Annotated in this window: 21 protein-coding genes; all 21 read right to left on the bottom strand. The window is 41.9% G+C overall.

The window, feature by feature from the left end; genetic code table 11:
* Positions 1-6: 6 nt before the first annotated feature.
* Positions 7-951, bottom strand: coding sequence for a homoserine O-acetyltransferase MetA (gene metA, locus FQT28_RS02585; protein WP_143989323.1), 945 nt, complete (start codon positions 949-951; stop codon positions 7-9).
* Positions 952-1132: 181 nt separating this feature from the next.
* The gene (locus tag FQT28_RS02580; protein ID WP_001049316.1) at positions 1133-1645 is read right to left on the bottom strand and encodes an adenine phosphoribosyltransferase; all 513 of its coding nucleotides are present in this window, start codon (positions 1643-1645) and stop codon (positions 1133-1135) included.
* A 119-nt stretch (positions 1646-1764) separates the two neighbouring features.
* Positions 1765-2202: a GNAT family N-acetyltransferase gene (locus tag FQT28_RS02575; protein WP_084910783.1), complete on the bottom strand. Its 438-nt coding sequence runs from the start codon at positions 2200-2202 to the stop codon at positions 1765-1767.
* Between the two features lie 73 nt (positions 2203-2275).
* A complete protein-coding gene (gene rplA / locus FQT28_RS02570; protein ID WP_001085675.1) occupies positions 2276-2965 on the bottom strand; it encodes a 50S ribosomal protein L1 in 690 nt (229 codons plus the stop codon).
* Between the two features lie 97 nt (positions 2966-3062).
* Positions 3063-3488, bottom strand: coding sequence for a 50S ribosomal protein L11 (gene rplK / locus FQT28_RS02565; protein ID WP_001085808.1), 426 nt, complete (start codon positions 3486-3488; stop codon positions 3063-3065).
* Between the two features lie 122 nt (positions 3489-3610).
* Positions 3611-4327 carry an LD-carboxypeptidase LdcB/DacB gene (ldcB, locus tag FQT28_RS02560; protein WP_143989322.1) on the bottom strand — a complete coding sequence of 239 codons (717 nt, stop codon included), beginning with the start codon at positions 4325-4327 and terminating at the stop codon, positions 3611-3613.
* A gap of 15 nt (positions 4328-4342) precedes the next feature.
* On the bottom strand, positions 4343-4804 hold the full coding sequence (locus FQT28_RS02555) for an HIT family protein (RefSeq protein WP_143989321.1): 462 nt from the start codon (positions 4802-4804) through the stop codon (positions 4343-4345).
* Position 4805: 1 nt separating this feature from the next.
* Positions 4806-5843 (bottom strand): M42 family metallopeptidase, encoded by a 1038-nt coding sequence (locus FQT28_RS02550; protein WP_143989320.1) that lies wholly within the window; start codon positions 5841-5843, stop codon positions 4806-4808.
* A gap of 100 nt (positions 5844-5943) precedes the next feature.
* On the bottom strand, positions 5944-7269 hold the full coding sequence (gene brnQ / locus FQT28_RS02545) for a branched-chain amino acid transport system II carrier protein (protein WP_185952346.1): 1326 nt from the start codon (positions 7267-7269) through the stop codon (positions 5944-5946).
* Between the two features lie 170 nt (positions 7270-7439).
* The gene (locus tag FQT28_RS02540; protein ID WP_143990056.1) at positions 7440-7727 is read right to left on the bottom strand and encodes a rhodanese-like domain-containing protein; all 288 of its coding nucleotides are present in this window, start codon (positions 7725-7727) and stop codon (positions 7440-7442) included.
* A 21-nt stretch (positions 7728-7748) separates the two neighbouring features.
* Positions 7749-8240 (bottom strand): prolyl-tRNA synthetase associated domain-containing protein, encoded by a 492-nt coding sequence (locus FQT28_RS02535; RefSeq protein WP_125848347.1) that lies wholly within the window; start codon positions 8238-8240, stop codon positions 7749-7751.
* A gap of 12 nt (positions 8241-8252) precedes the next feature.
* Complete coding sequence (locus FQT28_RS02530) at positions 8253-8837, bottom strand: uracil-DNA glycosylase family protein (protein ID WP_143989318.1); 585 nt, start codon at positions 8835-8837, stop codon at positions 8253-8255.
* Positions 8838-8890: 53 nt separating this feature from the next.
* Positions 8891-10291, bottom strand: a complete 1401-nt coding sequence (gene pepV / locus FQT28_RS02525) for a dipeptidase PepV (protein ID WP_143989317.1) — start codon at positions 10289-10291, stop codon at positions 8891-8893.
* A 12-nt stretch (positions 10292-10303) separates the two neighbouring features.
* A complete protein-coding gene (locus tag FQT28_RS02520) occupies positions 10304-10909 on the bottom strand; it encodes a nitroreductase family protein (protein ID WP_000670170.1) in 606 nt (201 codons plus the stop codon).
* A 185-nt stretch (positions 10910-11094) separates the two neighbouring features.
* Positions 11095-11619 (bottom strand): hypothetical protein, encoded by a 525-nt coding sequence (locus FQT28_RS02515; RefSeq protein WP_000720917.1) that lies wholly within the window; start codon positions 11617-11619, stop codon positions 11095-11097.
* A 157-nt stretch (positions 11620-11776) separates the two neighbouring features.
* Positions 11777-12616 carry a metallophosphoesterase family protein gene (locus FQT28_RS02510; RefSeq protein WP_143989316.1) on the bottom strand — a complete coding sequence of 280 codons (840 nt, stop codon included), beginning with the start codon at positions 12614-12616 and terminating at the stop codon, positions 11777-11779.
* On the bottom strand, positions 12606-13217 hold the full coding sequence (locus FQT28_RS02505) for a hypothetical protein (protein WP_143989315.1): 612 nt from the start codon (positions 13215-13217) through the stop codon (positions 12606-12608). Before FQT28_RS02505 ends, FQT28_RS02510 begins: the two co-directional genes overlap by 11 nt.
* Before the next feature lie 24 nt (positions 13218-13241).
* Positions 13242-15065: an excinuclease ABC subunit UvrC gene (uvrC, locus tag FQT28_RS02500; protein ID WP_143989314.1), complete on the bottom strand. Its 1824-nt coding sequence runs from the start codon at positions 15063-15065 to the stop codon at positions 13242-13244.
* Between the two features lie 101 nt (positions 15066-15166).
* Positions 15167-15868, bottom strand: coding sequence for a M57 family metalloprotease (locus FQT28_RS02495; RefSeq protein WP_143989313.1), 702 nt, complete (start codon positions 15866-15868; stop codon positions 15167-15169).
* Between the two features lie 106 nt (positions 15869-15974).
* Positions 15975-16754: an alpha/beta hydrolase gene (locus FQT28_RS02490; RefSeq protein WP_143989312.1), complete on the bottom strand. Its 780-nt coding sequence runs from the start codon at positions 16752-16754 to the stop codon at positions 15975-15977.
* A 68-nt stretch (positions 16755-16822) separates the two neighbouring features.
* Positions 16823-18484: a ribonuclease J gene (locus tag FQT28_RS02485; protein WP_143989311.1), complete on the bottom strand. Its 1662-nt coding sequence runs from the start codon at positions 18482-18484 to the stop codon at positions 16823-16825.
* Positions 18485-18492 lie beyond the last annotated feature (8 nt).

The raw sequence follows: 18492 nt of genomic DNA, 5'->3' as shown, positions 1-18492 counted from the left end.
TTCCTCTTATAAATATCCAAATGCAGCCGCATCATCCTCTACCTTTCTCCAGTCAAAGGGGGTTTCTTGATAAACTGCATAGTTTACCCAATTGCTGAAAAAGAGAGCAGCTGATGAAGACCAACAGAGACACGGTGTCTCATTCACATCATCATTTTTGAAGTAATTTTCTGGAATGTGAGGATTAAGTCCTGCCTCACAATCACGAAAATACTCTTTTGCTAGAGTATCACGGTCATATTCTAAATGACCAAAACTATAAATTTCACGAAGATCCCGACTGGCTAAAATAGAAACGCCAACTTGTTCTCCCTCAGAGAGGATTTCCAGATTGGTTTTTCCTAAAATTTCCTCCTTATAGATCTCTGTATGACGAGAATGGGGAGCTACATAGCTATCATCAAAACCACGAAAGAGAAGATGGCCCTCTTTCAAGGTATCCTGCGGGTAAATGCCTGACAATTTCTGCTCCATCTGGTGTTTATCAACTCCATAGCGAGCATAAAGACCTGCTTGGGCACCCCAGCAGATATGAAGGGTCGAATAGACATGGGTCTTGGACCACTCAAGCACCTGACTGAATTCCTCCCAATAGTCCACTTCCTCAAATGGTAAATGCTCAATCGGAGCCCCTGTGATAATCATCCCATCAAAATACTCGTCCTTGACTTCAGGAAAAGTTTTATAAAAAGTCTCCATATGCTCTGCACGAGTCGTCTTGGAACGGTGTGTTTCCATATATAAGAAATCAATATCTAATTGCAAAGGGGTATTAGCCAAATGCCGTAAGAGTTGCGTTTCTGTGACCACTTTTTTGGGCATTAGGTTTAAAATCAAAATTTTCAAGGGACGGATATCTTGGTGGGCCGCACGTTGATCATCCATGACAAAGATATTCTCTGTCCGTAAAATCTCAACAGCTGGCAATTTTTTATCAATTCTAATCGGCATAACCTTCTCCTAACTGTACTCTTTTAGAAATAATTGAATGTGTTTGAAGTCAAATCTCAAACACTTAGTCCTTTTATTATACTGCAAGAAGATATAGTTTTCAATTATAGTTTTTCTCTAACTAGCTATAGTTTGTTTATATAGCAGATGAAGAGAAAACAGCCCCAAGGACTGTTTTTCATTAATAATGCATAAGTACCTTGTAATCGTAATCTCCGATTTTTTCACGGCCTTTAAGCTCATCCAACTCAATCAAGAAAGCACAACCGGCTACAACTCCACCAAGTCTTTCAATCATCTCAATCGTTGCCTTGACAGTTCCACCTGTTGCCAAAAGATCATCTACGATGAGAACACGTTGGCCTGGTTTGATCGCATCAGCATGCATGGTCAAGGTATCAATACCGTACTCTTTTTCATAGTCAGCAGAAATGACTTCACGTGGCAATTTCCCTGGTTTACGAACGGGAGCAAATCCAATCCCCAACTCAAAGGCAACGGGACAGCCGACAATAAATCCACGAGCTTCTGGTCCCACAATCATGTCGATCTTCTTGTCTGTTGCATACTGAACGATTTCACGAACAGCATAACTATAAGCATTACCATCTGCCATCAAAGGGCTGATATCACGGAAGGTGATGCCTTCCTTAGGATAATTTTCAATCGTTGCGATATAATCTTTTAAATTCATCTTTTTCTTTCTTTCAAAGTTTTTTACTCTCTATTATACCATATTTTCTGTGAAAGAAGAAATAGAAGATTTTTATTTGCTAATCCAAGATTTCGTCTTGCTGATTTAAGATTCAAGTTTTAATCCAACCACTGAATATAGGCTGTTTTATCTTCACTATTATAACCAGCTCCCTTATAAAAATTCTGAGTACTGGCATTTTTAGAACCTGTCAGGAGCATCATCTTATAACAATTTCCCTCTTTAGCTATTTGTTTAGCATATTCAAGACAAGCGCTTGCATACCCTTTCCCTCTATCTTCTTCTCGAGTCACCACATTTTCTATCAAAGCATAGGGTCTCACACCTCTTGTCAAATTGGGAATAATGACACAAATACAGGAGGAGACTATTCTTCCTTCCACCTCTTTCACGATAACATGATGGCGCTGGTCAGAAATCATCTCACTCCATACTTGCTGCAAATGAAGACTATCTTCTGGGATATCTTTCTCATGTAAGGACAGGTAGAGATTTAATAACTCAAATAAATCCTCCTGTACAGCTTCTCTCAACAATTTTATTTCCTCCAATCCTTTGTTGATAGATTTGAATAAAAAAACTCTGACCGAAGCCAGAGATTTTAGTTGATTAAAGTGAGTTCACGTCAACCTTGATACCAACACCTTGAGTAGTTGTGATTGTCAAGTTTGTTACGTAAGTTCCTTTAGCTGTAGCTGGTTTTGCTTTTTGGATTGTTTCGTTGAAAGCTTTAAAGTTTTCAACCAATTTTTCAGCTTCAAATGATACTTTACCGATAATTGCTTGAACGTTACCTGCACGGTCAGCACGGTAAGTAATCTTACCACCTTTAGACTCTTCAACTGCTTTAGCAACATCCATTGTTACAGTACCAGTTTTAGGGTTTGGCATCAAGTTACGTGGTCCAAGGACACGTCCAAGACGTCCAACAAGAGCCATCATGTCAGGTGTAGCGATAACTACGTCGAAGTCCAACCAACCGTCGTTGATTTTTGCAACAAGGTCATCTTCACCAACGAAGTCTGCACCAGCAGCTTTTGCTTCTTCAGCTTTTGCACCACGTGCGAAAACAAGAACGCGTGAAGTTTTACCAGTACCGTTTGGCAATACCATTGCGCCACGGATTTGTTGGTCAGCTTTTTTTACGTCGATGTTCAAGTTGTAAGCAACTTCTACAGTTGCGTCAAATTTTGCAAAGTTAGTTTCTTTTGCAAGTGCTACAGCTTCTTCTACACTGTATGCTTTTGTGCTGTCGATTTTCTCAAGAGCAGCACGAAGTTGTTTGCTTTTTTTAGCCATTTTCTATTCTCCTTGTAAGTGGTTCAATCGATTTTCATCTCCCACGTCACTTCTCGAAATGATGAAGTCTTGCGGGTTATATTGGGGGTGTTATTGATTAGTCAACAACAGTGAATCCCATAGAACGAGCAGTACCTTCGATCATACGCATTGCAGACTCAATGTTTGCTGCGTTCAAATCTGGCATCTTAGTTTCTGCAATTTCTTGTACTTGTGCACGAGTAACTGTAGCAACTTTAGTTTTGTTAGGTGTACCTGATCCTTTTTCAACACCTGCAGCTTTTTTCAAAAGAACAGCAGCTGGTGGTGTTTTTGTAACGAAAGTAAATGATTTGTCTTCGTATACTGAGATAACAACTGGAATGATCATCCCAGCTTGGTCAGCTGTACGAGCGTTGAACTCTTTTGTGAATCCCATGATGTTGATACCAGCTTGACCAAGAGCAGGTCCAACTGGTGGAGCTGGTGTAGCTTTACCAGCAGGGATTTGCAATTTTACAAGTTTTTCGACTTTTTTAGCCATTTTTAAATCCTCCTTTGTGGTTTTGGCGGTAATTAAAGATTTTTACCTCCCACAAGTATGCTTTACACATACCTTTCTATTATACACTATTTATCTAAAAATGCAAGAGAAAAATTACTTTTTTAATCGACGTAATCTCCGCCTTCAAAGCCATAGTACTCTTCCAAACTGAGACCACTTGCAGCAATTTCTTTGGCTTCTTTTCCAACGTAGCGGAGATGCCATTCTTCTGCCATGTAGCCAGTCTCTTTTTCCTTGCCTTTGAGATAGCGAACAACAAAGCCATAGTCAGCCGCATGATCCAAGAGCCACTGGGCCGCCTTTTCTTCAGTAACTAAATCTCCATCTGTCCCAATAAGGTCAAATGCAAGACCTGTTTGGTGTTCACTATAACCTGGGCGAGCTGAGTAGCGATCAGCAGCTTCCTTACCATCTTGATTCACATAGTCTTGATAAAGTTTGGTTTGAGTGTCATAACTTCTAAAACCACTGTAATGATCGCTGATTGGGTAGCCAGCTGCTTGCATTGCTGCGATGAGTTTGACCAACTCTGCCTTGGCTGTTGGATTTTCTCCTGGATTATAGTCTTTTGACAGAGGATAGTGCTTATTAGCTATAACGATTTCATCATATTTCCCTTGGATACTATAGTGGTCTCCCTTATTCGCAACTTCTGCTTTTTTCTGACTAGAAGCTGGGGATTTACTGCCTACAGTTCCTTCAGGTTGACTACTTTGCTCCGTCTTTTGAGAACTGTCTTCATTTTTGGTTTTTTCCTGAGAACAAGCTACAAGGGTTACTGCTAGCAAACTAGATAAAATGACATATCTTTTTTTCATTTCTTTCTTCCTCTCTTAGGTCAAATGCTTCTCCAATTCATCAGATAAGGTTTTAATCATCTCTTCCAGCTCTGGCGATTGTACTTGGCATTCTTCTGCCGCCATTTCTTCCCACGGCACCCACCAGACTGGGCCACGGCCATTGAGTCCATGACCCTTCATATCACCCGACCGTCTTGGAAAGAGGTGCCAGTGAGCATGGGCATCTCCATTTCCTAGAAGTTCAATGTTCATCTTTTCAGCTTTAAACGCTTCGGCGACAGCTTCCTGGACCAAACTCATTTCCTCTAGAAAACGAAGCTTTACAGAAGTCTCCATATGGTGGAGTTCTGTGACATGCTCTTTTGATAAAAACAAGGTATAGCCCTTAAAATATTGATGGTCTCCAATGACCACATAGCCTGTTTCTAGTTCTTTGACAAAGTAGGGATTTTCCCCAACTTTGATTCGTTCAATTCTCTGACAAATCAAGCACATTCTAGGATACCGCCTCGCTTTTGAGATAGGCATCGACCATACGCTCAGTCGCTACTACTGAATCAAGGTGGGTGCGCTCATAAGAGTGACTGGACTCGATTCCCGCGCCAAGGAGGGCATGTTTGACCTCTGCACCTGCTGACATAGCTGCTGAAGCGTCCGATCCATAAAATGGATAAATATCGAGCTTAAATGGAATATCTTGCTCTTTCGCCAAAGCTACTAAGTGTTGACGGAAGTCATAGTGATAGGGACCTGAAGCGTCCTTGACACAGATAGACACTGTATACTCATCTGTCTGCTGATCATCGCCCATAGCTCCCATATCTACAGCTAGGTATTCTACTACCTGAGCTGGAATATTGGAGTTTGCACCGTGGCCTACCTCTTCAAAGACTGAAAAAGCAAAATGAGTTGTTACTGGCAACTCAATTCCCTCTTCCTTATAAACACGAAGAAGATTGAGCAAAATCGCTGCGCTGACCTTGTCATCCAAGTGACGTGACTTGATAAAACCAGTATCTGTCACGACAGTTCGCGGGTCAAAACTGATAAAGTCGCCAACCTCGATGCCCAAGGCGTGGGTTTCTTTTTCATTGGTCACTTTTTCGTCCAAACGCACTTCCATATTGTCCTGTGTGCGCTCAGCAGTTCCAGCATCTTTGTATACATGGCAAGAAGTCTGGTGGATGAGGATGGTTCCAGATACCATTTTACCTGTGCTAGCCACATGAACCGTACAGTTTTCTCCCTCAATCATGTTCCAAGGAAAACCACCGATACGATCCAATTTGAGACGGCCATCTGGTTTGACAGCACGGACAATAGCACCCAGCGTATCCACGTGGGCAGTCACATAGCGCTGTTGGTCATCATTTTGACCTTTAATGGTCACATTGACACCACCTTTGGCTGTACGAACTGGCTGGTAGCCAAGTTTCTCTAAAGTATGGACTAGATAATCTGAGATCTCACGAGTAAATCCTGTCGGAGATGCAATAGCAGTAAGTTCTTTGATATAGTTTACAGTTTGATTCATTTCTTCACCTCTTTTGCTACCTATTATAGCACATTTCAGTAGAGAGGAAAAAAGAAAAATCACTCCTGTAGAGTTGACTTACAAAAGTGATTTCTATTTTTTATTCCATTTCAAAAACATCGCTTTCTTGCTTGTTTGGTAAAACCAAGGAAAGCAAAATTCCAATAATAGCTGGCACCAACCATGGTAGAGAGGCAGCTGCAAACGGAAGAGCATTGACGAGATTTGCTAGAAACTCAATCTTAAAGGAACTGCCAAGGACGCTTGCAAGAGCGATTGCTGTAACTACTCCTATTGTTAACTGCATACCTGGTTTTGATAGGGCGACAAACTTATTAACAATCACGATCATCACAATGGCGATGGTGATTGGGTACAAGATTACCAGTACTGGCACTGAATACTTAATGATTGCATCAAGACCAAGATTTGCAATAGCAAATCCAATCAAGGTAAATGCAGTTGCATAGACCTTGTAGCTGATTTGTGGGAAACGTCCGTTAAAGAACTCTGCTGTCGACACAATCAAGCCAACCGTCGTTGTGAAGCAGGTTACAGTTACCATAACAGCAAGGAAGAGTTGAGCTGTTGAACCAAAGATTTCCTGAGTTGCTTGTGACAAGATATAAACACCTGGTGTTCCACCCTTCATCGCTTCTGCTGGTACTGGGAAATGATTTCCAAGGAATCCTAAACCGATGTAGAGAGCGCTGAAAGCAAGAGCTACAACAATACCAACCACCCAAATAGTTGAGATGTATTCTTTCTTACTTGAAAATCCAAGTTGTTTCAAGGTTTGAACAGCGATGACACTGAAGGCCACTGAGGCAAGGGCATCCAAGGTATTATAACCTTCTAGGAATCCTGTACCAAAGGCAGAAGCTTGATAAGCAGCTGACGCAGTTTGAGGACTTGTTCCACCGTATTTAAATGCACCAAGTACAACTAGGATAACGATCAACAAAGCAAAGACTGGCGTTAAAATACGTCCGATTCGATCCAAAATCTTTGAAGGATTGAGTGAAATTAGATAGGCTGCTACAAAGTAAAGCACGGTAAAGATAATCAATCCTAGGCCTTTATTTGCTTCAGACAAGAGGGGACTGATACCGACCTCGTAAGCTGTTGTGGCTGTACGTGGAATGGCAAAGAATGGGCCAATCGATAGATAGAGGACTGCAAGATAAAGCGTCGCAAACCAAGGTGAGATTTTCTTAGAAATCTCGTGAATGTATCCTTTCGGGTTTAGAGTTCCAATAATAAGTGTCAAGACGGCAATACCGACACCTGAAAAGACAAAACCTGCGATGGCAGGAAGAAACTGTTCTCCAGATAGGGCACCTAGAGAAGGTGGAAAAATCAAGTTTCCCGCACCAAAAAATATTCCAAACAGGAGCAAGCCTGTTAGGGCACCTTTTTTAGCCATAAAAATCTCCTTCATATTTCTAAAATACTGACCTAGTATACCATGATTAAGACTCTGAAAAAAGTATCCAAAATTAATCATTGAATGTTTTCAATATTTTTAAAAATAAGAATTATCTAAAAATAAATTTCTCCTACCTAGTCCACACCAAGTAAGAAAAATGTAAAATTTTAAAGATTTTCAAAGGCCATCATGCCACCTTGGACATTGATAACCTTGCATCCATGCTCCTCTAAGAACTGGCAAGCACAAGCTGATCTCATCCCAGATTTACAAATGACATAATGCAACTGGTCCTTGTCCAACTGAACATAAGTATCAGCCAATTGACTAAGCGGAAGATTCTGAACACCTTCTAAATGAAGCATCTCAAACTCTTCTACTTCTCTCACGTCTATGACTGAAAGGGACCCTTTCTGGTAAAGCTGGTAGAATTTGTCAAAAACAATTTCTTTCATCATTTCTTCTTTTTGATGCCTTTAACGCAAAGTTAAAAACTTATAGGTAAATCCAATCGACTCTAAAAATCGGAACAAGTCTTTGCTTTTGATAAAGATGGTCTTTTCATTAGTATTGGGATGGAAAGTCATGATATCCTCCGATACAATGTCCTTATCAAAATAAACTAGAATATCTTTTTCTTCATTATTTAACAAACCAAAAGGTGATACAGTTCCTGCTGATAGGGTCATTTTCTCAGCCAAGGAGTCCAATGAGGCCATTCGAATCCGATCGGCTCCCACTTGAACTTTAAAGTCATCCATATCCAATCGTTTCTTGTCACCCATGATGAGCAGATAGTACTGGGTTTTCTTTCTATTGGTCAAAAACATGGACTTAGTCCGGACTCCTTCCATTCCTTCAATATAGCTATCTGCCTGCTCTGTCGTAAATACAGGTGGGTGCTCCACCACATCAAAGGTAATTCCCAACTCTTGCAACTTATTAGCTACTTGTTGATAAGCATCCATAGTTTTTCTCCTTTATTGATGAATAATCTTTTGTACCAACGCTTTCAAATCTGGCACCACTTCTGACTCAAACCAAGGATTCTTAGCCATCCAGATTTGATTACGAGGAGAAGGGTGAACTAGAGGAAAATATTCTGGCAAATAGTCTTTGTAGTGTTTTACCCGCTCTGCTACCTTGCCACTAACTTTCTCATGAAGATAGTAGGCCTGAGCATATTGTCCAATCAAAAGGGTCAATTCAATATTGGGACATTCCTTGAGGAGTTGGGGATGCCATTTTTCTGCAAAACCAGCTCGAGGCGGTAAATCGCCTGATTTTCCATGTCCTGGGAAATAAAAGTCCATGGGAATAACTGCGAAATAACCTGAATTGTAAAAAGTATCTTCGTCAACACCGAGCCAGTCTCGCAAGCGGTCACCACTTTTATCTTTCCAATAAAGACCTGCCTCCTGAGTCTTTAGACCAGGCGCTTGACCGACGATATTGATACGTGCTGTCTTTGGCGCTGCAAAGAGAGGCTCTATCCCCTGCTCTGTATAGCTTTTATTTTGCGAATCTGCCATAATGGCTTGTTTGATCTTTTCGATTTGAGACATCTAGTTTCCCTCCAAAAAGAAGTCCAAGCATAAAATCTCAGACTTCTATCGTTTTATTTGATTAATTCATAGATAGCTTCAGCATAGATTGCTGCTGCTCGGAAGAGATCGTCCAAGGCGATAAATTCATTGGCTTGGTGCATGGTGTCAATTGAGTCTGGGAACATGGCACCGTAGGCTACACCACGCTCTAACAAACGTCCAAATGTTCCACCACCGATGACTTGCTCATGACCTTGAAGTCCCGTTTGTTTTTCATAGACATTCAACAAGGTTTGCACAAGTGGATCTTCCATCGGTACATAGTGAGGCGTGTGTCCGTGTTCAGAAAGACTAACAGAAGCAACTGGCAAGTTTTCAAGAACTGATTTGATTTGCTCTGGACTTGTTCCTTTTGGATAACGGAAGTTGAGGGCAATAGTATTGTCAGCACTTGCTTCGTCAAAGCGGAAGACACCGGCATTCATAGAAAGGGCACCCATCTTTTCATCCACATGAGCAACCTTAAGATTTTCACCCTCATGGTCGTTCAAAAGAATCTTACCAGCGATGTCGAGGTAGTCTTTAGCAGGTCCCGCAAAGTCAAATTGGCTGAGGAAGAGAGCAAGATAAGTTGCACCATTGACACCTGAAGCAGGCATAGCACCGTGGGCTGATTTACCAATGATCGTCACCTTGTACTGACCGTTTTCTTCTTGAATTTCTCCTCTGAGTTTGTGCTCTGCAACAAAGGCATCTAGTTTTCCTTGCAAGTCAGCCAAATCTCCTGAAACGACTGCTGTTGCTGATTCAGGTACCATGTTTTCACGTAAACCACCTGTAAAACTGTGAAGACGGGCAGCACCAGTATTTTCACCCACAAAGTGAAGATATTCTGTGATGTTTCCTTTTTCACCGTTGATGATAGGGAATTCAGCGTCTGGAGAGAAACCGAAGTCTGGTTTTGCTAGTCCTACATGTTCAAAGTAGTAGTCCATGTCTGCCCAGCCTGATTCTTCGTCTGTTCCGACAATGAAGCGAACTTTCTTAGAAGTTGGAAGGCCCAATTCTTTGATGATTTTCAAACCATAGTAACAAGCTGTTGTAGGACCCTTGTCGTCTGAAGCTCCACGCGCATAAAGGCGACCGTCTTTGATAGTTGGTGTATATGGGTCTGTGTCCCAACCGCTACCAGCTGGCACCACATCCATGTGAGCAAAGATTCCGAGAACTTCTTCTCCTTCACCAAACTCAAAATGTCCTGCGTAGTTATCGACATTTTTAGTTGGATAGCCATCACGGTCTGCGATTTCAAGGAATTTTTTCAAGGCTTTTACCGGACCAGGTCCAAATGGATGCTGCGCATCTGCCTTGCTGTCATCACGTTCAGAGTTGATTTCCAAAAGGCTAAACAAGTCAGCCAAGAGGTCTTCTTTGCGTTTTTCTACTTCTGCTGTAAAATCAATTGCTGTCATTTGTTCTTCTTCCTATCTTTTTTCAATTATTTCATCCACTGGCAAGCGATAGCTTGGTTCTAATTTCTCGTCTGTGTACCCCACTGTAATCAAGAGTTCTGGACGGAAACGGTCTTCGATGTCCAAAACTTCGTTGGCTTTTGATTTGTCAAATCCAAGAATAATATTAGAACCGATTCCTTGGTCTGTCAGAGCGAGAACCAAGTTCATAGCAACCAAACCTGCATTGAGGGCTAGGTAGTCGCTGACCTGTTGCTCACTGTAACGTGCAAACTCGGCAGGCAAATTTTTCATAAAGTATTGAAGTTGCTCTTCAGAAAAATTATTAGCACCGCCAACGCGGGCAATCTTGCGAGCGCGTTTGGCTAGGTCTGTATCTGTAAATAGGGCAATGGTTACAGGCGCTGATGATACCTGCTCAAAGTTCGAACCATAAGCCAATTTTGCCAATTCAGCATTTTTCTCACGAACGACCACAAATTTCCAAGGTTGGCTGTTGTGGGCACTTGGGGCCAAGGTTGCGATTTCGATAGCCGTACGCACATCTTTGGGATCCACCGGCTTATCAGTGAAATGCTTGGTCGCATGACGTTTTTTATTTAATTCAAGAAATTTCATAATCGATTTCCTTTTCTAATTCTACTGCTTCCATTCTACCATATTTTGAAAGAGCTTGCAGGGATTTTTCATAGAGTTAGTACTTCTTTCAAACTCTCTGCTATTAATTTGGAGCTATTTAAGTAGGTATCACTTTAGATTTGAAGCAATCAAAAAGCAGGTGATCGAACACCTACTTTCTTATATTATTGACCAGATGTGTATGGAGCAATTGCTTTATAAGCCGCTTCCAGCGCTTTCTTCATTGTGTCACGTCCAGTTTTCAACTGTTGAACAAATAGGGTACGAGTTTGTTCTGGCACTACTGTATCATCAGAACCAATACTTGAAAGGCTTTCGTTAAATGACTCTCTTACAGTCTCCATAGACTTAAGCGCTGGTTCAACTTGGGCGTTATATGCTTCTTTTCCACTCTCTGGAATTTTCTCCCCAATTTCAACTGCATGCTTTTTATAATTGTCGACTAATTTGCCAAAGACTTTCTTCACATCTCCAACAGTTTTAGCATTGTCAATTTCTTCATCAGTGATTAAAACAACCTCATTATTTTCTGTCTTTGAACTAGACGTTGTTGATGAAGTCTCTGAAGAAGAAGTTTGTTCTACAGAGCTTGAAGTCTTAGTCGAAGAATCAGACGTTGTTTTCCCTGAACATGCTGCTAAAACAACAACAGATAAAAGAGCCATACTGGCTGTAATAATTTTCTTCATAATGTTCTCCTTTTTATTAAGAATTAAGTTCATTGTATAACAAAATAATTTCAATGTCAAACTTTAGCTAAGCCATCTTTTCTTCCTTATTGTCTGACTCTTTTCTAAACAATTCGACTACCAACCTCACTTCAAATTAAGGGCGTCCATTTTATTTCTAACTTTGCAGAGAATCAAAATACTCCTTTACATCCTCTACATACCCATGCTTTTCGATTAAACTAGCCAAAAGTTCCAAATTGTACCCCCGATAGTTATCTTCTCTGCGTAGTTCTTCATACATTTCGATAAAGGGAAGCCCCTTGGACTTGGCCAATTCTAACTCCGTTTCATAGTCATAAGCGACTTTGCGGAATTGGATATTGACCAATTCCCCATCTTCAACTTCAATTACAGCATACTGGGCACGGTGATTTTTTAACGCCTTCCAGTCAAAATAGGGCATGCCAATCGAACCAGGGTTGATAATTTGTTGCCCTTGACTACCATAACGAAGCAACTGCTTGTGAACATGACCATAGACAGCCACGTCCGTTTCCTCATCTAGGAGTTGGTCAAATTTCTCTGTATCATTGTCAACCAGCAAGTCTCCTCCATAGTTCTTATCAGGCAAATTATGAGAAAGAGAAAAGTGCAGTCCGTCAACATCTTTCTTTTCTAGCAAAGGTAAGCTTCGTAGCCAGACAATCGTTTCAGGATCCATTCGCTCCATCAAATACTGGGTCATACGCAAGAGCTGAACTTCCTGTGGATCTTCTAAGCCATATTGCCCATCTAAAGCCTCAAGTACACAATCATCCCAATTTCCTCGAACACTTGCTGTAATAGGAAGTTCCTTTAACAGAGCGACCAAGTCATTTGCACCTGGACCAGGGAGGAAAATGTCTCCCATAAGCCAATATTCACTGGCTCCTTGAGTTTTAGCATCTGCAATTACTGCTTCTAAGGCTGTCGCATTGCCATGAATATCTGATAAGATTGCGATTTTATGATTCATTGTGATCTCCTTTTTCTATTTCATCTAGCCAATTGTGAAACTCCCAACGAAGAGGATCTTCCTTGCCTATTCTTTGCCTCAAATGTTCTTGATATTGAAGATAGAAGGCGTAATCTTCCCAGCTACTCCACGCTTGAGAAGGTCTTGGGATACACAACTTTTTATTAGCCCTCTCTAACACGATGTTATCTATCGGTACGTGTAAAAAAGGAAAAACGGAGTCTAGGGGTACAACCTCAAGCATATACAGATACTTGAAAGTCATATTAATCCACTTTTGAGCATGACCATAAGTGAATCGAATCCCATTTGAGTGATAGTAGTCTATAACACTATCACAAGTCCTATGATGCCAACTATCAAAATCAGTTTGACACAACTCGTCCCGTTCCAAGAGATTTAAAATCGCTTCTTTGATACACTTTGAAGTCTGATTTCTCATCTCCAAGCGCTGTTCATCTGGCAAGCCATGAAATCGCAAGGTTCGATTAAAATCAAGATAGGCTCGAGTAGTTGCAGCTAAAAATAAATCTTTTGAATTCCCAAAGTAAGCAAATCGTAAAAAAAGGAGTATATCTCTGTCAATCTCAATCTTATTCATTTCTTCTACTTTCTATCTAGATACTTATTCTAATTCTTTTAATGGTTCCGCTACTTGAGCCAACTCCACTTCTTCCTGCGGATTCAACTTTCTTTGAACAGCTTCTGCGACTACTCTTGGCACTCCAACTTCGACAATCTCATCCACACTGGCTTCCTTGATTTTAGTCAAAGACTTGAAATGCTTCATGAGATTCTGCTTGCGTTTAGGTCCTAGACCGTCAATCCCATCCAATTGGGATGAAAAAGAATTTTTGGAGCGCAGTTGACGGTGGAAAGTGATAGCAAAGCGGTGAACCTCATCTTGGATGCGTTGGAGGAGGAAAAATTCCTGAGAATTGCGAGACAACTCCACAACCTCCAGCGGATCTCCAAAGAGTAATTCATGGGTTTGGTGCTTGTCATTCTTTTGCAGGCCTGCAATTGGGATATCCAAGCCCAGCTCCTCTTGAATGACTTGCTTAGCGATATTGACCTGACCTTGTCCCCCATCTATGACAATCAAATCTGGAGGAGTCAAACCGTCACGCTGGACTCGACCATAGCGTCTGCGAATGACTTCTCTCATACTGGCATAGTCGTCTGGACCGACAACCGTTTTTATCTTGTACTTACGGTAGTCTTTTTTACTCGGTTTCCCATTGACAAAGACCACCATGGCTGAAACAGGACTGGTTCCCATGATATTAGAGTTATCGAAGGACTCGATGCGAACTGGAGTCGGAATTTGTAGGAGTCGTCCTAAATTTTCAATAGCTCCTTGGGTCTTTTCGACAGATTTTTCTAGCAGATTGAACTCCTGCTCCAGACTAACACGGGCATTTTTGATGGCTAGATTGACTAGCTGTTTTTTCTCTCCACGCTGGGGTTTGACAATCTTGGTATCCACCAAGGCCTTAACAGCTTCTTCATCAATATCCTGCGGAATCAGCACTTCATTGGGAACCAGGTGAGATTTTTCTTGATAAAATTGTCCCACATAGGTCAAAAAGTCCTCGTCCGGATCATTGTAGTAGGGGAAGAGATTGACATCCCGCTCGATGAGTTTTCCTTGACGGACAAAGAAAACCTGAACACACATCCAACCCTTGTCGACATAGTAGCCAAATACATCACGGTTTTGGAGATCCTTGGCCATAACCCGTTGCTTGGTCCGAAGAGTCCCAATGGCCTGAATCAGGTCACGGTATTCCGCCGCACGTTCAAACTCCATACTTTGAGCTGCCTTTGCCATTTTACCCTTGAGGTCATTGATGATTTTGTCATCCTGTCCTTTTAGGAAATCAGAAACCTCCTGAGCCATGGACTTGAAATAGGCCTCATCCTTCTTACATATGGTGTGGGCCATACATTGGCCGATATGATAGTAAAAACAAACCTTAGACGGTGGATTGGTACACTTACGAAAAGGGAAAATCCGATCCAGTAGTCGTTTGATTTCATTAGCTGCCCCCACATCTGGATAAGGGCCAAAATAAAGACCACCGTCCTTTTTAACCTGACGGGTAATAATCAAGCGTGGATAGCGCTCATTGGTAATTTTGATAAAAGGATAAGACTTATCATCCTTGAGCATGATATTGTACTTGGGCTTGTTTTCCTTGATGAGGTTGATTTCCAGCAGGAGTGCCTCAATATTGGACTCAGTAACGATAAATTCAAAATCCACAATTTCAGATACCAGAGCCTCCGTCTTGGTATCATGACTTCCACGGAAATAGGAACGCACGCGATTGCGTAGATTTTTAGCCTTTCCTACATAAATAATGGTCCCGTTTTTATCCTTGTGAATGTAACAACCGGGACTGGTCGGCAAAAGCTCCAGTTTTGATTTGATCAAGTTATTCATAGTTCCATTATAGCAAAAAGGCTGTAACAGGACGAACAAAAAGCCCCACCAATCACTTGATGGAGGAGCTTTGATTTCATTTCGGATTGCACTGACTTCATCTAGTCACTACTGGTATAGAGTTTTTGAACAGCCTTCACATCCTGGGGCTGAATTCCATAGTAGGAACCTGCCGGTTGCATGACAGAGGTTTCGTTGGTATGATCCAATCCGATAGCATGCCCCAGCTCGTGCTCTGCCGTGTGCACGATCCGTTCATAAGAATAACCATAACTTGGATTGGATAGATAATAATGATTTAGGCGAACTGTTACAGATATAAATTGATTGGTCAATAGATTGGTTTGACTCTCGGCTTGCCCAGCTACAGCGGTCGATCCATCATTCATCTCACTTGCCACAATATCTGCCTGACTAGGATACGCAACTACCTCAAAGGTAAAGGATCCCGTTTGATTCCAGTTTTTTATAGCTTCTGCATAGGCACTTTGGAAGGTCTCATTCATTTGAGGCTCAATATAGATGCGAGCTGAGGCCTGAGCCCACTTGCCTTCTGCATGTTGGTGACTGTCTGTCTGAGACAAGACTTCCAGCGTTCCCGTCTCCTTCCATTGATTCCAGCCACCTTGACCAATCTTGCTCATTTTTTCAACCTGATTGACCGCAGAATGAAAATCACCAGACAGATACCAAAGCACTCCAAAGGCAATGAGCAGTAGAATGACCACAGTCCAAACCAGACGCCAGAAGAAACGCCAAATTCCCAACAGAAATCGGAAGAATAATCGAATAATCCAGAACATGACGCCCCACCTTTCATAAAAATAAGAATCTATCTTGAAATCGATGGTCTCCCATAATCAAGATAGATTCTCTATTTTACTCAATAAAACTGAAAGAAACCTAAAACTAAGATAAGCGTTCTTCCAAAACAAAGTTAATTGGTAGAGTAGCCAAAAAACGCTCCAATTGTTTTTCCCAGTAGTACCACTCGTGCTTACCTGGACTATGACTATAGGTCACCTCAAAACCAAGATTTTTGAGATTTTTCACTGCGAGATTATTGGCAGAGTAGAGATAGTCTTGCTCACCACACCAAGCCCATAGTTTGGTCTTTTTATCGGATTTTGCAGACATGCTTTCAAGAGAATGAGGACTAGCTGACCAGTCTTTAATCTCTCCAAAAACTCCTCGCCAGTAGGCAAGCGATCCCAGATCCTGACTTTCAGGAGAAAATTCTTGAAAACTGAGCGCACCAGAAAAACTAGCCGCATGAGAAAAACGATTTGTCGATAGAGCGAGTTTGAAGGAACCATAGCCACCCATGGAGAGACCTGCTATGAAGGTCTTTTCTCGCTTGCTGGTCATATTGGGGAAGAAACGTTTCATAACCTGAGGCAACTCTTCTGCTAGAGCAGTAAAGTAGTTGAAACCATACTGGGTATCTGTGTACCATCCATTGCTAGTATTGGGCATGATAACAATGAGATTGGTCCCTCGCAACAAGCGTTCTACATTGGTACGCTTGAGCCAGCTATTTTGATTTCCTGACATTCCGTGCAAAAGATAAAGGACAGGAATATCTGTGCACTCTGGTTCAGTCACCCGACTGGCATCCGGATAGAGTACGGTAACGCCCCACTCCATATCCAAAACTTCTGAGTAATACTCAATTTTCATAACTGCCATGGTTTTCTCCTTTTACTATTCTATAAGAAAAAGCCGAATTTCGACTTTTTCTGTAGGTATTCTGCTTATTATTTTGCTTCCATCACGACTGGCAAGATTGCTGGACGACGTTTGGTTTGGTCAAAGAGGTACTTGGCCAAGCCATCACGGACCTTCCCTTTGAGATCGGCCCAGTCAAAATCTTCACCTTGGAGATAGTCTTCCACGATTTGGTTGATCAATTCTGAACTTTCACGGAGAATATCACGACTCTTCTTGAGATAGACAAATCCGCGCGTGTGAACTCGCGCCTTGGCGATGATTTTTTTCTCACGTCTATTTACAGTAATGGCAACGATGAAAATCCCGTCCTCTGACAAGACTTTACGGTCACGAAGGACAACATTTCCAACATCTCCGATAGCATTTCCATCAATCAAGACATCACCTGCAGAAACTCCTCCAGCAGGGACAAATTCCCCGTGTTCGTAGGACATGGTTGTTCCTTTTTTAGGGATAAAAATACGCTCTGGCAACATCCCAACAGCCATGGCAGCCTTGGCATGTGCATCCAACTCACGGTATTCCCCTTGGATAGGGAAGAGATACTTAGGTTGCAAGAGATTGATCATCAACTGCAGATCACGCGCATTCCCGTGTCCAGATACTCGCAAACTTTGGGTAATGAGTTTCACCACACCACCAGCTTGGTAGATCATATTTTCAACACGCGCCATGACGGCTTCTTTGGCAATAGATGGAGTCGTTACGATATAAACCAAGTCCCCATCTTTGATTTCCACATAGCGGTGGCGGCCGATGGACATCTTACGAAGTCCATTGATAGGCTCACCCATACGACCAGTCTCAAGGATAATCAACTCACGGTCTTCAAAACGAGACATTTCTTTTGGTTTGATTAACAGACTTTCATTGGCCAAAGACAATTTTTTGAGACGAATCGCTGTTCGGACAATATTTTCAACATCAAATCCAGTCAAAACAACTCGACGACCTGTGTCCGCTGCAGCATCAAAGACCTGCTGGATACGAGAGAGGTTGCTGGCAACAGCTGCAACGATGATACGACCTTCCCAGTCTGCAATGGTCTGGGTAATTTCCTCTCCAACTTCACTCTCGCTCGCTACCTGGATATTGCTGTCTGCATTCGCAGAATCACTGAGGAGCGCCAAGACACCCTCACGACCGATTTCTGCCAAACGGGCAAAATCCGTCGCATAGGATTTACTAGCCGTCTGGTCAAACTTGAAGTCACCTGTGTAAACAATACTACCTTTTGGAGTTTTCAAGACAACTCCCAAACTTTCCGGGATGGAGTGAGTTGTACGGAAGAAGGAAACTACAGTTCCTCCAAAGTCAATTTCTGTATCCTCATCAATCACATGGAAGTCATTGAATTTCTTAACCGTATCATTTCCTTTGACAAAGAGTTTTGCCAACTCAATGGTCAACTCAGAGCCAAACACAGGCACCTTCGCTTCTGCCAAAAGGTAAGGCAGAGCTCCAATGGCATCCGCATGCCCGTGGGTCAAAAAGACCCCTGCAATACGGTCGCTATTTTCAAAAAGGTAGTCCATATTGGGAATGACGACATCAACACCTAGTTGTTCATTTTCAGGGTATTTAAGCCCAGCATCCAAAACAAAAATAGAACCATCGATTTCAGCGATGTACATATTTTTCCCATTTTCTCGTACACCACCTAGTGTTGTTAAACTAATATTACTCATTTTCCCTC

This window comes from Streptococcus oralis, assembly GCF_901543815.1.
Classification (GTDB): Bacteria; Bacillota; Bacilli; order Lactobacillales; family Streptococcaceae; genus Streptococcus; species Streptococcus oralis_CM.
The sequence above is the reverse complement of the archived record's forward strand: the minus strand, read 5'-3'. Positions and strand labels throughout refer to the sequence as shown.

Coding starts and splice junctions, on each gene's coding strand:
- metA (WP_143989323.1), bottom strand. CDS start 951: ATGCCGATTAGAATTGATAAAAAATTGCCAGCTGTTGAGATTTTACGG.
- FQT28_RS02580 (WP_001049316.1), bottom strand. CDS start 1,645: ATGAATTTAAAAGATTATATCGCAACGATTGAAAATTATCCTAAGGAA.
- rplA (WP_001085675.1), bottom strand. CDS start 2,965: ATGGCTAAAAAAAGCAAACAACTTCGTGCTGCTCTTGAGAAAATCGAC.
- rplK (WP_001085808.1), bottom strand. CDS start 3,488: ATGGCTAAAAAAGTCGAAAAACTTGTAAAATTGCAAATCCCTGCTGGT.
- ldcB (WP_143989322.1), bottom strand. CDS start 4,327: ATGAAAAAAAGATATGTCATTTTATCTAGTTTGCTAGCAGTAACCCTT.
- FQT28_RS02555 (WP_143989321.1), bottom strand. CDS start 4,804: ATGTGCTTGATTTGTCAGAGAATTGAACGAATCAAAGTTGGGGAAAAT.
- FQT28_RS02550 (WP_143989320.1), bottom strand. CDS start 5,843: ATGAATCAAACTGTAAACTATATCAAAGAACTTACTGCTATTGCATCT.
- brnQ (WP_185952346.1), bottom strand. CDS start 7,269: ATGGCTAAAAAAGGTGCCCTAACAGGCTTGCTCCTGTTTGGAATATTT.
- FQT28_RS02540 (WP_143990056.1), bottom strand. CDS start 7,727: ATGAAAGAAATTGTTTTTGACAAATTCTACCAGCTTTACCAGAAAGGG.
- FQT28_RS02535 (WP_125848347.1), bottom strand. CDS start 8,240: ATGGATGCTTATCAACAAGTAGCTAATAAGTTGCAAGAGTTGGGAATT.
- FQT28_RS02530 (WP_143989318.1), bottom strand. CDS start 8,837: ATGTCTCAAATCGAAAAGATCAAACAAGCCATTATGGCAGATTCGCAA.
- pepV (WP_143989317.1), bottom strand. CDS start 10,291: ATGACAGCAATTGATTTTACAGCAGAAGTAGAAAAACGCAAAGAAGAC.
- FQT28_RS02520 (WP_000670170.1), bottom strand. CDS start 10,909: ATGAAATTTCTTGAATTAAATAAAAAACGTCATGCGACCAAGCATTTC.
- FQT28_RS02515 (WP_000720917.1), bottom strand. CDS start 11,619: ATGAAGAAAATTATTACAGCCAGTATGGCTCTTTTATCTGTTGTTGTT.
- FQT28_RS02510 (WP_143989316.1), bottom strand. CDS start 12,616: ATGAATCATAAAATCGCAATCTTATCAGATATTCATGGCAATGCGACA.
- FQT28_RS02505 (WP_143989315.1), bottom strand. CDS start 13,217: ATGAATAAGATTGAGATTGACAGAGATATACTCCTTTTTTTACGATTT.
- uvrC (WP_143989314.1), bottom strand. CDS start 15,065: ATGAATAACTTGATCAAATCAAAACTGGAGCTTTTGCCGACCAGTCCC.
- FQT28_RS02495 (WP_143989313.1), bottom strand. CDS start 15,868: ATGTTCTGGATTATTCGATTATTCTTCCGATTTCTGTTGGGAATTTGG.
- FQT28_RS02490 (WP_143989312.1), bottom strand. CDS start 16,754: ATGGCAGTTATGAAAATTGAGTATTACTCAGAAGTTTTGGATATGGAG.
- FQT28_RS02485 (WP_143989311.1), bottom strand. CDS start 18,484: ATGAGTAATATTAGTTTAACAACACTAGGTGGTGTACGAGAAAATGGG.